The sequence below is a fragment of the Clostridium psychrophilum genome, assembly GCF_018861705.1.
GTDB classification, from domain to species: domain Bacteria; phylum Bacillota; class Clostridia; order Clostridiales; family Clostridiaceae; genus Clostridium_AD; species Clostridium_AD psychrophilum.
This window is the reverse complement of record NZ_JAHLEC010000017.1, coordinates 39,957-55,140: the sequence shown is the minus strand read 5'-3', so window position 1 is coordinate 55,140 and position 15,184 is coordinate 39,957. Positions and strand designations below refer to the sequence as shown.

Genomic DNA, 15,184 nt, shown 5'->3' with positions numbered 1-15,184 from the left:
ATTTAATCATCTCATATTTCTCTTGAATTTTCCACCTAATTTTCATCTAAAATGTTATCTAAAATGTTATCCACAGCGGTTTCCGCAAGCTGTTTCCTATATAATAAAAAACATATAAAAAATAACATCTGAAATGAAAAATCCATTTCAGATGTTATTTTATTATTAAAATTCACTTTTTCAGTGATCTCCCATTAAGACACCCTTTTCACAATTTAAAATTTCATTAATGTTAAAAAAGCCAGTAAAATATATAGAACCTCTATATATTTAACTAGTTCCTGTACCAAAATAATCCCGAGCATCATTCTCTCTCAATATACTATTTCAAATACTCACTAATTGCTTCCTGCCAAGTTCTAGTTATATCACCAGTAGTTAACTCTAGCATATAATTTCTAAGAACTGAATATTCAGGTCTTTTTGCAGGTCTTGGAAATTGATCGGTTGTGCAAGGTAACACCTCTGTATCGATACCTTTAATTCTAAATATTTCTTTAGTGAATTCATACCAAGTACATTGGCCTTTACATGTGCAATGGAAAAGTCCATAATTCTTATCTTCAACAAGCTTTATTATAACTCTAGCTAAATCTACTGTACTTGTAGGTGTTCCTGTTTGATCATTAACTACTTTTAGTGTCTTATGGGTTTCACTTAAGTTCAGCATAGTTTTTACAAAGTTGTTTCCATCTCCATAAAGCCATGCAGTTCTAACTATGTAATGTTTAGGATTAAAGCTTCTAACTAATTTTTCTCCCTCAAGTTTTGTTTTCCCATAAACAGTTTGAGGATTTACTTCATCAAATTCTGTTAACGATTGATGCATATTGCCATCAAAAACATAGTCTGTTGATACTTGAACGATTTCTGCTCCTATTTCATTTGCAGCTATCGCTAAGTTTTTAGGTCCTATTGTATTTATCTTATATGCCATATCTATTTCTGTTTCACACTTGTCAACAGCTGTAAAAGCGGCGCAATTGATAATTACATCTGGTTTATTTTTATTTACAAAACTATATACTTCATTTACCTTTGTTATATCTAAATCTGACCTACCTGCAAGTATTAAATCAATTTCTTTTATCTCTTTGTATTGCTTAGCAATCTCTCTACCAAGTTGACCATTAGCTCCTGTAATTAATACCTTCATAATTTATTCTCCTTACTATATCTTGTGTAGCACACGCTACACGTATTGATTTTATTAAAAATTTTAAAAAAGTCCAAGTAACCTCATAGCTTCTTGTACTATATATCAAAACAAAACTCTCAGAGTTAAATCCCTAAGAGCTTCATTTTGTGAATTATTTTTTATACATATTCTTGTAGTAGTTTTGGTAATCACCAGTGGTTATATTATCCATCCACTGTTTATTATCTAAATTCCATTTTATTGTCTTTTTTATTCCAACTTCAAATGTTGTTTCAGGATACCAACCTAATTCATCTTTTATCTTAGTTGGATCTATTCCGTATCTCTTATCATGTCCTAATCTATCTTCAACATAAGTTATTAGTTTTTCTGTAACTTCTTTATCTACATTTTCATTTAGATAATTAATAATTGTTTTAACTATTTGCATGTTAGTTCTTTCGTTATGTCCACCTATATTATAAACTTGTCCAATTCTGCCACCATTTATAACCATATCTATAGCCTTACAATGGTCTTCAACATAAAGCCAATCTCTTATGTTCATTCCATCACCGTATACTGGTAGATTTTTATGATTTAAACAGTTGTTTATTAATAATGGTATCAATTTTTCTGGGAATTGATATGGTCCATAGTTATTTGAACATCTAGTTGTATTTACAGGCATTTTATAAGTATCAAAATAAGCTTTAACCATTAAATCTGAGCCTGTTTTGCTTGCAGAATATGGGCTATGTGGGTCTAGTGGTGTAGTTTCAAGGAAATATCCTGTTTTGCCAAGTGATCCGTATACTTCATCTGTAGATACTTGCATAAATTTTTTACCTTGCTTAAATCCACCTTCAACTTGCCATGCATTTTTAGCTATATTTAAAAGATTTACTGTACCTAACACATTTGTTTTAACAAATATTTCAGGTTCTTTTATGCTTCTATCCACATGTGATTCTGCAGCGAAATTTACAACATAATCAATTTCATTTTCTGCGAATAATTTTTCTACAAGTTTTTTATCACATATGTCTCCTTGCACAAAAGAATAGTTTTTGTTAGCTTCTATATCTTTTAAATTCTCTAAATTTCCTGCATAAGTTAATTTATCTAAATTTATAATATTTATATCTGAATATTTATTTAACATAAAATGAACGAAATTTGCACCTATAAATCCGGCTCCACCAGTTACTAAATAAGTTTTCATAATTTATTACGCCCCTTTATATTAAAATGTTGTTTTTAAATCTTTGAATCCCTTTTGCACTTTGTCCTTTTCTGATAATAGAATTTCTTCTATACCGTCTAGTGGCCAAGCTACAGCAATATCTTTATCATTCCATAGTAATCCACTATCGTACTGTGGTGCATAATAATCTGTACACTTATAATTAAACACAGCTACATCTGACATAACTAAAAATCCATGAGCAAATCCTTCTGGGATATAAAATTGCTTCTTGTTTTCGTCAGTTAGGATTACTCCTTCCCATTTACCAAATGTAGATGAATCTTTCCTTAAATCTACAGCAACATCAAAAACTTTACCCTCAGTCACACGAACTAGTTTACCTTGAGTATGTTTAGTTTGAAAATGAAGTCCTCTAAGAACTCCTTTTTTGGATTTTGATTCGTTATCTTGAACAAACTCCATTGTAAGACCAGCTTCAAAAAAATCTTTTTTATTGTAAGTCTCCATAAAGTATCCCCTATTGTCACCGAAGACCTTAGGTTCAATTATGTATACACCTTCTATTTTAGTTTTTGTAAAATTAAACATTCATAATTCCTCCTTTGTTTACTCAATTGTTGCAGCTGCGTCTAAATTAGCCTTATTATAATCATCAGCAATTTGCATTAAATATTTACCATATTCTGTTTTCATTAAAGGTTGTGCTAATTTTATAAGTTGCGTTCTATCTATAAATCCATTTCTATAAGCTATTTCCTCTATGCACGCTACATATAATCCTTGTCTAGTTTGTATAGCTTCTACAAAGTTAGCCGCATCTAGTAGTCCTCTATGTGTTCCTGTATCAAGCCATGCCATTCCTCTACCAAATAGCTCGACTTTCAACTTACCTTGCCTTAAATATTCATTATTTACCGCTGTTATTTCTATTTCTCCTCTAGCTGAAGGTTTAACATTTTTAGCGATATCAATTACATTGTTATCATAGAAATATAAACCTGGAACTGCATAATTTGATTTAGGATTTTCTGGTTTTTCTTCTATAGATACAACATTATTATTTTCATCAAATTCAACAACACCAAAATCATTTGGCTTACTTACATGATATCCAAAAATAGTAGCCCCTTCTCTTGCTGACGCTCTCATTAATCTTTCACTAAAACCATAGCCATGGAAAATGTTGTCTCCAAGAACTAATGCTACCTTATCACTACCTATGAACTCTTCCCCAATTATAAACGCATCTGCAAGTCCTCTTGGTTCTTCTTGAACAGCATACTGAAATCTAAGTCCTATGTCACTTCCATCACCTAGTAATTCTTTAAAAGTACTTATGTCTCTAGGTGTTGAGATAATTAATATATCTTTTATACCTGCAAGCATTAAAACTGATAATGGATAATATATCATCGGTTTGTCATATATTGGAAGTATTTGTTTTGATACTGCCTTGGTTACTGGATATAGTCTTGTTCCGGAACCCCCCGCTAAAATAATACCTTTCATGTTTTGCCCCCTTGAAAATTTTTCTTAAACTTTAAGCTTTTCTTGTTATATGCATTCTAACTTTTTTCTTTAGATAATCAATTATATTTAGTAATTTGATTTTAATCATACCACTTGTAGCCCCAATATTTTTGCTGCTTTTATAAACATAACAATACATTAACAAATAATATAATAAATTGTTTATCGTATAGTACTGGTTAGGATTAAAATTACAACAGATAAGATTTCCTATAAATAAACTTATAACAAAAGCTTTTTCTAACCTATTTTCAGTATTATATAATGCTTTTATAAATATATATACATTTAGTATTATAAATAATATGAATATAAACATGCCTTGTTCTGCTAAAACATTAAGATATTGTGAATGTATGTCTATAACTAAACGCTTTTGGTATTGAAATGAATAATATCTATACTGACCAACTCCTATACCATTCCAGAAAGTATTATTAGGCATTATTCTTTTAAAAACATTATAATATTGATTATATCTTGACGTTGTTGTATTTCCACGTTGAGAAAATAAAACACTATATATCTTTTTACCACATGTTAATCCTAAAATTAACACAGTAAAAATTGACCAAGATACTACACTTCGTTTTTTTACTGTTTTACTAATGTGCCATCCTGAAAATAATAAAAATATTACTACTTCTACAAACGCAGCTAAATAGCCAATTCTTGTTAAGGTCAATCCTAGAAATATTCCATTTACAATAAATGCAAATAAATGTATTTTCTTTTTTGTCCTTAAATAATTAAACAATGTGATACTAAATAATAAAGCTCCTAAATTTCCCGCTGCATTGCTGGAACCAGCTATTCCTACTACCCTTTTTACTATATTTACACCTGTACCATAGTTAAGGGTATCATTAAAAACTCCAATTAACAATTTTTTGTTTGTTATATACTGCACAATGCTCAAACACCCATTAAAAATTGCCATATAACTAAATACATCTAACACACGTTTAAGATTATACTCCCGTAAGTTTTTATATATAAGTCCAATAAAGAAAATAGACAAGTATAAGGCAACTATAGAACAAAATTTAGACATGTCTTTTATCTGTCCATTATTATATGATAATAAAATACTTAGTAAAATTATCAACAATATAATTTGATCAAATGTAACTTTTATTGAATTATATTTTATAGTAGTAATCGCTACTATTGCTATTACAAAAACTGCTAGTGGAATATATAGACTCCTTGATTCATCAAAATATGGTTGGGCGCTACCAATTTTAACATTGATTGCTGTACAAATACACATCACTATTATTAGTATATTATTGTAATTACGTTCTTTTTTCCAAAGTAATTTATTTAAAACAATCACACTAAAAAATACTAATACTAATAAAATTTCTACTTTCAGATTCATTATGTTTCCTCGCTTCTTATCATATTGTGTAACATTTTATCCCATTCTCCATATATTTTAATTATAGAAAAATCTTTAGCTCTAACTATAGCTTGGCTAGCTATTCTGTTTCTTTTTTCTTCATCTTCAATTAAATCTACCATTTTCTTTGCTAACTCATCACAATCCCCACATGGAACTAAAATTCCGTTTTCATTTGGTTTATTTATTATTTCCTTAGGACCCGAATTAGAAAATGCTATAACTGGTAATCCACATTCCATCGCTTCTGTTATCACTAGCCCAAAACCTTCCCATCTTGATGTTGAAATAAGAATTGAAGAATTTAAATAATATTGTTCTACCTCACTAGTAAATGGAACAATTTCAACATTTTCTTCTAATTTTGACTCTATTATAAGATCCATTAGTTTTTGTTTATCTGGTCCATCTCCTACAATAATTAATTTCCAATCTGTTTTTTTAGAAACCACTTTTTTAAAAGACTCTATAAGAAAATCTAACCCCTTTTGTTTTTCTACCAATCTGCCTACAAATAATATATTTTTAGAAGAACATTTTGATTTGTTTTTAGATACAAAACTTAAGGGATTATATATTCTTGTAACATCTAATTGCATGTTCTTTTTAAACATTTCTTTATCATAATCGGTTAATACTATGTATTGATCTAATTTTTTAATATAATTTTTATATAGTTCATCTTGATTCCAATAATACCTATTTTGAGTTTTAAAATATGCATCATATGAATTATGTTGCCACCCAATAGTTTTTGCTCGAAGTCTTTCTGCGATGATTCCAACTAGTAAACTATAATCACCCTCTACTCCAATAACAAGATCATACTCTTTATCATTTAAATATTTTATAAATTTATGTTGTATTTTATCACTACAATAACTTTTTCGTAAAATTGTTATTAAATGTTTATTATTTAATAAACCCGTTTTATTGTTTATTACTCTTCCTGCTTTTGAAATAATTCGATGGATAATATTATTAGACATCAAGTCACTATTTAATTCAACATTAATCTCAGGACTAAGATTATATATCTCCCTGTTTTCAGCGAGCCTATCATCTGTACATAATATATCTACTTGATAGTTTAGACTTAGCCTATTAGCTAGTATAGACAAAACCCTCTGTATTCCTCCATGATTAAATATACTACTGGTTATAAAACAGATTTTCATGATTATTCCTCCGAAGTTTTATCTAAATTATACTTTTTCTATTTCCTTAATTACCTTTTTCATCTGAACGTCCCAAGAAACATTTTCCATAGCATATTTTCTTATTGACTGTTCATTAAACTCTTTGTCATTATACCATTTTAGTATCCCTTTTAAATTAAATATACTTTCATCATCTTCTACTTTACATATAAACTCTAAATTCGATGGAACTAAGCTATCTTCATAACCTGTTACAACTGGAAGTCCTTTAGCTATATATTCTTTAGTTTTGATAGGATTATGTCCACTTCCAGCTCTAAATAACGCTAATGATGATACTCCTACATCCATGTTATCATATAAATTTTCTAACTCTTCACCATCTTTTGCTCCCGTGAAAATAACATTTTTCTCAAGCTTATTTTTTTCAACCAATAATTTTAGACTTTCGATAACTTTAGGATTTCCTCCACCCACTATATAAAATTTGATGTTTGCTTTGTTGTTATGGTTATACACATTTATTGCCTCAATAAACCTATCATAACCATGCCATCTATCAATACTTGCAACACCTATAAAGTTTACATAGTTATCTTCTTTCCTATTCTTTCTGTTTACAACAGAAACATTATCTAAATCTACTCCATTATCAATTTTAATTGTATCTATGTTAAAAATTTTATCATCTTTATTTGTGCATGCTATTCTATACACCCATTTATGAAGTCTTTTTGTAACATGATTATCAATAAGCTTATATATTCTCATTTTGAGACTGTTATCCAATTCCTCTAAATAAGGATACGTTGGTATCTCTATAATTACCTTTATTCCTTTACTTTTTGCTTTCTTTAAGAAAGATAACATACCTAAATTAGCAATAATATATCTTATGTATATATAATCGTATTTACCTAAATCTATATATTTATCTAACTTTTTAAAATCTATGTTACTTTTTACTGTCTGAGAATTTCCTGTCTCTGTTTCAAATATCTTTTTCCCATTACAATATGTAGTACTAATTCCTTCGTTATAGATCCAATCAACTTCATCGCTGAACTTCTTTAATGATTTAATTTGTCCTTTTATTTTTCGTTTTGCACCTTTACTAATATCACTATTCATATCCGATAAACTAATATATAATCCTTTCATAAAAAAACCTCCTTTGCTGCCTACAATAAAGTTGCTATCTATAAATAGAGTTCAACCTAAATTGAACTCTCCAAACTTATTTTTTTTAAAATCTTTATACCCTTTTATGCTCATTCTAATTTTATTAATTTTATCTTTCTCAAATAATATGATTTTAAGATTTTCATTAATAAATGTCTTTCTATCATATTTCATATATTCTTTATCATTCTTATATTTTCTTCTCATATAACATCTATTTCGCGTTACATAGTACCTTCTTAATGCGGAATGGTTGGAGCAATTTATTTTAATTCCAAATATATTATAAACTTTCATATTACCAAGGTTATGTAAAAGTTTAGCATTTTTAACTTTTATCATTTTTCCTCCAGCTTCTTTAACCCTCATGCAAAAATCATGATCAACGCTATCTATAAATAACTCTTCTTTAAAATAACCTATATTTTTGAAAATATCTAATTTAACTAAATTTCCAGATGCGTTATCAAAGAAAGTTTCATTATAACTATAGTTTCCTAATGTAGAAATACACAATTCTTTATCTTGCACGGTACTTTTTTCAATATATTCAGGAAACATCCCTACAATATTTTTATCAGATTTAAAACAAGTTTCATAACAATCAAGCATTACTTGTACCATGTTTTCTGTGGCCTTACTATCATTATCCATTGTTAAAAGCCATTCATACTTATTGTCTAATGCATATTTAACTCCTAAATTTAAAGCATTTGCTATTCCCATATTTATATCGTTGTATATTATAACAACATTATATTTTCGTTTTATATCTTTAAGTACATTTAATGTTTCCTCATTAGAACCGTTATCAACTATAACAATTTTTTCAACTTGATTGATTACTGCATTAAAACACTCATAAAATTTTAATCCAATATTATAAGTGACAATCACACCACAAACATTGTTTTTCATCTATTGTCTCCTTAGCTATAAAAATTCAACATACTAAATATCACTCTAAAGTCTCTAAAGTCTTTAAAGTTATCTCAAGTCTTCCATATCTATTTAAAAGTCCATCATGAATTCCTTTAAAAAAATATGAAAGTCTTTCTTTTCGTTTGTCATCAAATAGTAATATAAAAACAAAGTCTTTAATCGCTCTTTTTATGTACATTATGCTATATGTCTTACACATATATATTGTATTTCTAGCTATATAATAAAGTACTTGGGAACTATAATTGTTATAGAATACTTTTATTCCAAAGATTCTCTTAGGAACTTTATACCCTTCCTCATGTAATAATGTTACATTATTACATTGAACTATGTCATATTTAGCTTTTACTAAACGTCGACAAAAATCATAATCCACATAATATACAAACAGATCTTCATTTAAATATCCTATTTTATCAAAGATACTTAATCTGATAAGTGATCCTGATTGAATGCAATCCTTAACTTTGATATATTTATCTTTTTCATATCCCTTTTTAGATATAAAATCATGTTTATTAACTTCATATATTCTAGGAGTTAAAATTCCTATTTTCTCTTCATTTTTATACCCATTTATACATTGAAACATGTTTTTTACCATATTCTTTTGGGATACACTATCATGGTCTAATGTTAGAATCCAATTGCACCTATTCTGTTTTGCAAATTCTACTCCTTGATTTAGTGCCCTTGCTATTCCAAAATTTTCTTTATTAAAAATTACATTCACCTTTTTATTTTCACTTAGCGCAATCAATAAATTTACAGTTCCCATTTTAGAAGCATTATCTATTATCACGACAGTGTCTACTTGTTCAATAATTGAATTGACTACTTCAATTATTTTTCCATCTATATTATATGTAATTATAGCTACACAAACTTTATTATCCATATAATCTCAATCCCCTTAACCCCATATTAACTTTTTTACTAGTGGACAATTTTACCACCCTATTCTGCCATTTTATAATCTTCATCGATAACAGTACTGTATGGTGGGATATCTTTTGTAGATGTTTTATTAACCAATAACTCTTCATATTTGTTTATAATATATCCCCATGTATATTCATTCTTTATTCTTTTCTTGGCTTTAACTCCTAACCTTTTTATATATCTTTCATCAATATTATCTAGTTTGTCTATAATATCAGCTAAATTTCTATTTGATTTATTAAAATATATAGCCCCTTCCATTCCAACTTCTTTATTAAACCCAACATCCAGTAAAATATTTAAGTCAGTTGTTGCTAATGCTTCTAGTAGAGATGGATTTGTTCCTCCAACTTCATGACCATGAAAATACCCATATGCATTTTCTCTAATCTTTTTTAATAATTCCTGATTATAAACTGTTCCAACAAATTTTATTCTAGAGTCCTTATCAAAGTTTGTTTTTTCCTTTAATATATCATAGAATTTATTATTTTTAAAATTCGTAATTAATATAAAATCTTTTTTAGTTTTTGATTTCATAAACTCAGTTATCATAGTTTCATAATTATTCTCTGGGACAAATCTTCCAACCACTAAATAATAATCTTTTTTCTTAGTATTTTTATTCTTATACCATGTAAGTAAATTAGAATCATCATCTGTCAATTTTGATTTTTTAGTATCAGCTCCATAAGCTATAAATGTTGTTTTAGGATTATATTGTTTATAATCTTCTTTGATATATTTTTCAATATTTTTTGAATCACATATTAATAAGTCTGCGTGCTTAACCATATATTTTTCGGATATTTTCCAATATCGTCTTATAATTTTATTCCATTTTTGTCTCTTCCACTCATGTCCATCTGGGTTAACAAAAAGTTTAACTCCCATTTTCATAAGTTTGCGCTTATAGTATCCAATAAACGGACCTACTCTACATGCAAGAATATATACAATTGCATCAGTTACATTGTTTTCTTTGATATAGCTAATGCATTGTCTTAGTGCTAAAACATCATATACAACTGCCTTTGCACTTCCAATATTCGGTACCTTTACATTAAAACATCTTGCATCATTATACTCAAATTCACTGTTTGTATTTGATAAACAAGCTACATGATACCTTATATCCTTGTTTTTTTTATTTTTAGTGAGTTGATCTACAAACGTCTCAAACCCACCATACTTTGCAGGTATTCCTTTTGATCCAATAATAAAAATATTTTTCAAAGTTTCATCCCTCATATCTCAAAATTAGCAGTTACATTCTAGTAATAGCTGCTTCCTGTTTTCCTCTGTTTAATATATTTAAAACTTCTTTTCTTCCTATTGAATGATACTCAATTTGTCTTTTTTCTACATCCGATATTTTATAGCAATTTCTACCATCAAATATAATAGGAGTTTTCATAAATTTCTCATACACTCCTAGTTTCAATGCCTTTATTTCATTCCACTCTGTAAATATGAATGCTAAGTCTGCATTTTTTAAAGTTTCTTCTGGAGTAGTTACATATTCTATTTCAGTAGGAAATAGCTTTTTAAAGTTATCTATTCCAACTGGATCATAAGCAACTATTTTTGCTCCTTCTTCTAAAAGTCTTCTTACATTTCTTATAGATGGAGCTTCACGAAGATCATCTGTTCCAGGTTTAAATGTTAATCCTAAAACTGCTACTTTTAATCCTTTTAAACTTCCAAGTCTTTGTTTTGCTTTTCTAAAAAGCTTATATTTCTGATTTTCGTTAACTTCTATAGTTGCCTTTATTGTTTTTAATTCATATCCATTATCATTTGCTAGCCAATGAAGTGCCTTTGTATCTTTTGGAAAACATGATCCACCATATCCAAGTCCAGCCTTTAAAAATTTATCTCCTATTCTAGGGTCATAACTCATTCCTTTTGTTACATCTTCTATATTTGCTCCTACTATTTCACAAACATTTGCAATTTCATTTATAAAAGATATTTTTAAAGCTAAAAAATCATTTGATGCATACTTTACCATTTCTGCACTTCTTCTATTAGCTACAACAATTGTTGTATTAAACTTTTCATATATTCCTTTAAGTGTATCTCTTGCCTTATCTGATTCCACACCGATTACTATTCTGTTCGCGTGGAGTGTATCTCTAACGGCCGTACCTTGTGCTAAGAACTCTGGGTTTGAAGCAGCCTCTATATGAACATCATTAACTAAATGCTCTTTTAAAAACTCTTCTATCTTATCATTAGTCCCTATTGGAACTGTAGATTTCACAACAACTAAACAATCTTTTTCTACATTTTGAGCTATCTGCTCTGCAACTTTATATACATAATTTAAATTAGCTGAACCATCTTCCCTTTCAGGTGTTCCTACGCCAATAAAAATAACATCTGCATCTTTATATGCATTTTTATAATTCGTAGTAAATTCCAATCTCTTTGCATCATAATTGTTTTTTAGAAGTTCATCGAGACCTGGCTCGTATATAGGTGAAATACCTTGTTTCATTATCGCAACTTTATGTTCGTCTATATCTACACAAGTAACATTATGACCAACTTCTGATAAACATGCTCCTGTAACCAATCCCACATAACCAGTTCCTGCTACAACTATCTTCATAAATATAAATCCTCCATTTTTTTCATTTGCTTTTATGTATGTATTTACACTCTCTATCTTGCGCCCTTATCACCAAATAATACTCTTACTGTTTTTAATATCAGTCCTATGTCAACTAATGTGTTTCTATTCGTCAAATACTCAACATCCATTTCCATCCACTCATCAAAACTAATGTCATTTCTACCTCTAACCTGCCAATAACAAGTTAACCCCGGTTTTGCAATTAACCTTTGTTTTTGAAAAGATGTAAACTGTGCTACTTCTTTAGGTAAACTCGGCCTTGGGCCTACTATGGACATTTCTCCATTTAATATATTAAAAAGTTGAGGGAGTTCATCTATACTTGTATTTCGTATAAACTTACCTACTTTAGTTATTCTCGGATCTTCTTTAATTTTAAACATAGGTCCTGACATTTCATTTTTCTCTTTAAGCTTTTCAATAAGCGCTTCCGCATCTAAACACATAGATCTAAACTTATACATTTTAAATAATTTACCATCTTGTCCTACTCTATTCTGAGCAAAAAAAACAGGTCCCTTTGAATCTAACTTAATCCAAATGGCAAAAATCATCATCACTGGACTTAGTAATAAAATCCCACATAAGGCACCTATAACATCTATTATTCTTTTAATTATAAAATATCCAAGATTTTTTTCATATTCACGGGTTGTTTCCACCTGTGTAACTATTAAATCTCTCTCTAATTGTTGCATTACTATTCCCCTCCTAGTACTGTACAAAGTTTTATTAGCTATTTTCCCCACAAATGTATAATAATAAAAAGTTTTTATCTGATTTCTTTTATGTCATTTAATAAATCATTTAATATACAAGCCAATACAATTTATTACATTTTTAGTCACATTAATTTATTTTAAATCATAATTTAGTATATCATAATATTAACAAAATGTTTTCTTTTTTATCATATATCCCCCTCATTATATCCTCCTTTCTTATATTTTGCACTAATTACCTAAATACTTAAGTCAATCTTATTATTAATTGTAACAATATATTCATTATTTGTGCCACTCATCTAATGCTGTAACCTTCAATAAACTTTTAGGTTTATTTTTGTTTTTTGTTAATGGACACATCATTACACTTATAGTAGTTTTATTTGTCGAGTCTAAATGTATAGCTAATTTATATTCTTTATTTACTGTTTGATCCTTAGGATTAGGTGATGAAGAAAGAGGCTCTGCCTTCATAATTTGAAATTCACCTTTTAATGGAGATAATATGCCAATCCATAATCTTTCTCCATTCTTATATAATATTGCAGATTTTTTATCACTACTAACTTTTATATACGCCTTTGTATTTACAAACCACCATATATCTGTAAGCTTTTTTGTATTAATTTCATCTTGTACAAGTATTTTTCCATTTTCCTTATACATTTTTATACCTCTTTTAACTGAGATTGCATTTTCCTTATAAGCATCCGTTAAATCTGCAATTGCAAAAGTTTTTCCCTTCTCAGCCTTAAATGAAATTATTTTTGTGTCTGCCTTTACATCTTGATCAGGCTTATTATTGGGATTAAGCACTAAGGTGTTATGACCCTCTGCCCTTTTCCTGTAATACAACCATCTTTTACTGTTATAACTCATATCAAAATATTCTGGAAGATTATAATTTTCAGTTCCTAAATCATATATCCACCTTACACCTAGTGAATCATACACAAAAGATCCGATATCTAAATCACCATGACTTTGTCCATTTTTTCCTGCCTTAAACCCTATAAAGTTGTCATTTGGGCTTAATAAATCAGTATGCATACCCACTACTTCAATATTTTTAAAATACTTGTCTTGTATTTTAGGTGCTTTACTTTTTGTAGTATTTGCACCCCAAATAAATCCCATAACACTATCATCCGAAAGCGCGGTTATCTTATTAAAACACCAAGCATATTCGCTCTTTTCATATTTATTTGCAAGCCAAAGTAGTACTGGTGACCCGTTTCTAAACAACGAAGCATCTGCATAATTGAATTGGCCCTTTACACCTTCAAGATAAAGTGGAAAATTTCCAGCAGAAGATAATCCCAAATTTTTTGACAAACCAAAATCACTGCCTAAAGCTGAATCCAATGACGCTATGAAATATGCTGTATAAGTAGTTGCGTAATTCCAATAAGCTGGTCCTTCATACCATCCTCCATCGGGGGAATAATCTTTGAGCATAATAGGTAATGACTTAATTCCTGCTTCTAATATTTCTCCTGAAAGTTTTTCATATTCTGGTCCCTCATCAGCTATTGCAAGTGCGCCCATACCTATGCCACCATTACAAACAGCATTCCAATTATTATCCGTTACAACCCATGATGTTTTTTTTCTATATGAATCAAGCGCTGGTTTAAGTCCTCTGTTGACTATTGCACTGCGAATAACTTCTTTTTGCTTTTCAGATAAATAATCATATAACCAATCATAACCTATAGCTGCTGCATTCGTCATTTCTGCTGTATCTAAAAAATGTGCTGAGTGCCAATCTTTAAAAACATATTTTTCTTGATTAGGATTTTTACCTGAAACAGTTTCAAGCTCAATCCACGCGCGCTCTGCATATTTGCGCTCACCTGTTATTTTGTACATAAAAGATAGAGTCTGAACTCTATCTAACACTTTTCTACTTGTTTCTAGAAGCCTGACCCCATCTGGAATTTCATATCTTACTGGTGGCTGTTTTAACATATTATCTGCTTTTTTCCTCAAGCTTTTAAATCTAGCTTTAACCTTTTTGTTATTAGCTATTTGTATCTTAATAGAATTAAAATCATCACTAGAAGCTAATATTCTTGGGTGTTGTTTACTTTTGTTTTTTATCTCTAAAAGTTGAATAATATCTGATGCAATTGGCTTAATTATTTTAATGCCACTATCTGATACAACAGGCTTAGTACTTTTAACATCGTAAGTGACGTTTGGTTTTTCCTGGTTTTTAATTAATATGAAGGTAATAGTTACAACGCCACATATTATTAGTAATAAAAAGAGTATTTTCAATATTTTGTTTTTCATGTTTTATT

At 28.9% G+C, this 15,184-nt stretch carries 14 protein-coding genes; all 14 read right to left on the bottom strand.

Translation table 11 applies throughout. The features are described 5' to 3' along the window. Window positions 1–35: 35 nt before the first annotated feature. The 14 genes from KPL38_RS06105 to KPL38_RS06040 all read right to left on the bottom strand — a co-directional run bounded on the left by KPL38_RS06105 (window position 36) and on the right by KPL38_RS06040 (window position 15,176). A complete protein-coding gene (locus KPL38_RS06105) occupies window positions 36–176 on the bottom strand; it encodes a hypothetical protein (protein WP_216288233.1) in 141 nt (46 codons plus the stop codon). A 146-nt stretch (window positions 177–322) separates the two neighbouring features. Then, complete coding sequence (rfbD, locus tag KPL38_RS06100) at window positions 323–1,156, bottom strand: dTDP-4-dehydrorhamnose reductase (protein WP_216288232.1); 834 nt, start codon at window positions 1,154–1,156, stop codon at window positions 323–325. A gap of 154 nt (window positions 1,157–1,310) precedes the next feature. Then, window positions 1,311–2,363 carry a dTDP-glucose 4,6-dehydratase gene (gene rfbB, locus KPL38_RS06095; protein WP_216288231.1) on the bottom strand — a complete coding sequence of 351 codons (1,053 nt, stop codon included), beginning with the start codon at window positions 2,361–2,363 and terminating at the stop codon, window positions 1,311–1,313. A gap of 21 nt (window positions 2,364–2,384) precedes the next feature. Further along, window positions 2,385–2,936 carry a dTDP-4-dehydrorhamnose 3,5-epimerase gene (rfbC, locus tag KPL38_RS06090; protein WP_216288229.1) on the bottom strand — a complete coding sequence of 184 codons (552 nt, stop codon included), beginning with the start codon at window positions 2,934–2,936 and terminating at the stop codon, window positions 2,385–2,387. 18 nt (window positions 2,937–2,954) lie between these two features. After that, window positions 2,955–3,857: a glucose-1-phosphate thymidylyltransferase RfbA gene (gene rfbA, locus KPL38_RS06085; RefSeq protein ID WP_216288228.1), complete on the bottom strand. Its 903-nt coding sequence runs from the start codon at window positions 3,855–3,857 to the stop codon at window positions 2,955–2,957. A 31-nt stretch (window positions 3,858–3,888) separates the two neighbouring features. Further along, a complete protein-coding gene (locus KPL38_RS06080) occupies window positions 3,889–5,262 on the bottom strand; it encodes an O-antigen ligase family protein (protein ID WP_216288226.1) in 1,374 nt (457 codons plus the stop codon). Beyond that, a complete protein-coding gene (locus KPL38_RS06075) occupies window positions 5,262–6,461 on the bottom strand; it encodes a glycosyltransferase family 4 protein (protein ID WP_216288224.1) in 1,200 nt (399 codons plus the stop codon). The genes KPL38_RS06080 and KPL38_RS06075 overlap by 1 nt, the downstream gene beginning before the upstream one ends. A 27-nt stretch (window positions 6,462–6,488) precedes the next feature. Next, window positions 6,489–7,604, bottom strand: a complete 1,116-nt coding sequence (locus KPL38_RS06070) for a glycosyltransferase (RefSeq protein ID WP_216288223.1) — start codon at window positions 7,602–7,604, stop codon at window positions 6,489–6,491. Window positions 7,605–7,655: 51 nt separating this feature from the next. Next, window positions 7,656–8,543: a glycosyltransferase gene (locus KPL38_RS06065; protein WP_216288222.1), complete on the bottom strand. Its 888-nt coding sequence runs from the start codon at window positions 8,541–8,543 to the stop codon at window positions 7,656–7,658. A 40-nt stretch (window positions 8,544–8,583) separates the two neighbouring features. Further along, complete coding sequence (locus KPL38_RS06060; protein ID WP_216288220.1) at window positions 8,584–9,468, bottom strand: glycosyltransferase; 885 nt, start codon at window positions 9,466–9,468, stop codon at window positions 8,584–8,586. 59 nt (window positions 9,469–9,527) lie between these two features. After that, window positions 9,528–10,748, bottom strand: coding sequence for a beta 1-4 rhamnosyltransferase Cps2T (cps2T, locus tag KPL38_RS06055; protein WP_216288218.1), 1,221 nt, complete (start codon window positions 10,746–10,748; stop codon window positions 9,528–9,530). A gap of 31 nt (window positions 10,749–10,779) precedes the next feature. Beyond that, entirely contained in the window at window positions 10,780–12,129 is a 1,350-nt protein-coding gene (locus KPL38_RS06050; RefSeq protein WP_216288216.1) for a UDP-glucose dehydrogenase family protein, read from the bottom strand. A 53-nt stretch (window positions 12,130–12,182) separates the two neighbouring features. Continuing rightward, window positions 12,183–12,851, bottom strand: a complete 669-nt coding sequence (locus KPL38_RS06045) for a sugar transferase (RefSeq protein ID WP_216288207.1) — start codon at window positions 12,849–12,851, stop codon at window positions 12,183–12,185. Between the two features lie 309 nt (window positions 12,852–13,160). After that, window positions 13,161–15,176 (bottom strand): DUF4962 domain-containing protein, encoded by a 2,016-nt coding sequence (locus KPL38_RS06040; protein ID WP_216288205.1) that lies wholly within the window; start codon window positions 15,174–15,176, stop codon window positions 13,161–13,163. Window positions 15,177–15,184 lie beyond the last annotated feature (8 nt).

Bases quoted from the DNA above. Each gene is read 5' to 3' on its own strand.
- rfbD (WP_216288232.1), bottom strand. From the start codon at position 1,156: ATGAAGGTATTAATTACAGGAGCTAATGGTCAACTTGGTAGAGAGATT.
- rfbB (WP_216288231.1), bottom strand. From the start codon at position 2,363: ATGAAAACTTATTTAGTAACTGGTGGAGCCGGATTTATAGGTGCAAAT.
- rfbC (WP_216288229.1), bottom strand. From the start codon at position 2,936: ATGTTTAATTTTACAAAAACTAAAATAGAAGGTGTATACATAATTGAA.
- rfbA (WP_216288228.1), bottom strand. From the start codon at position 3,857: ATGAAAGGTATTATTTTAGCGGGGGGTTCCGGAACAAGACTATATCCA.
- KPL38_RS06080 (WP_216288226.1), bottom strand. From the start codon at position 5,262: ATGAATCTGAAAGTAGAAATTTTATTAGTATTAGTATTTTTTAGTGTG.
- KPL38_RS06075 (WP_216288224.1), bottom strand. From the start codon at position 6,461: ATGAAAATCTGTTTTATAACCAGTAGTATATTTAATCATGGAGGAATA.
- KPL38_RS06070 (WP_216288223.1), bottom strand. From the start codon at position 7,604: ATGAAAGGATTATATATTAGTTTATCGGATATGAATAGTGATATTAGT.
- KPL38_RS06065 (WP_216288222.1), bottom strand. From the start codon at position 8,543: ATGAAAAACAATGTTTGTGGTGTGATTGTCACTTATAATATTGGATTA.
- KPL38_RS06060 (WP_216288220.1), bottom strand. From the start codon at position 9,468: ATGGATAATAAAGTTTGTGTAGCTATAATTACATATAATATAGATGGA.
- KPL38_RS06050 (WP_216288216.1), bottom strand. From the start codon at position 12,129: ATGAAGATAGTTGTAGCAGGAACTGGTTATGTGGGATTGGTTACAGGA.
- KPL38_RS06045 (WP_216288207.1), bottom strand. From the start codon at position 12,851: ATGCAACAATTAGAGAGAGATTTAATAGTTACACAGGTGGAAACAACC.
- KPL38_RS06040 (WP_216288205.1), bottom strand. From the start codon at position 15,176: ATGAAAAACAAAATATTGAAAATACTCTTTTTATTACTAATAATATGT.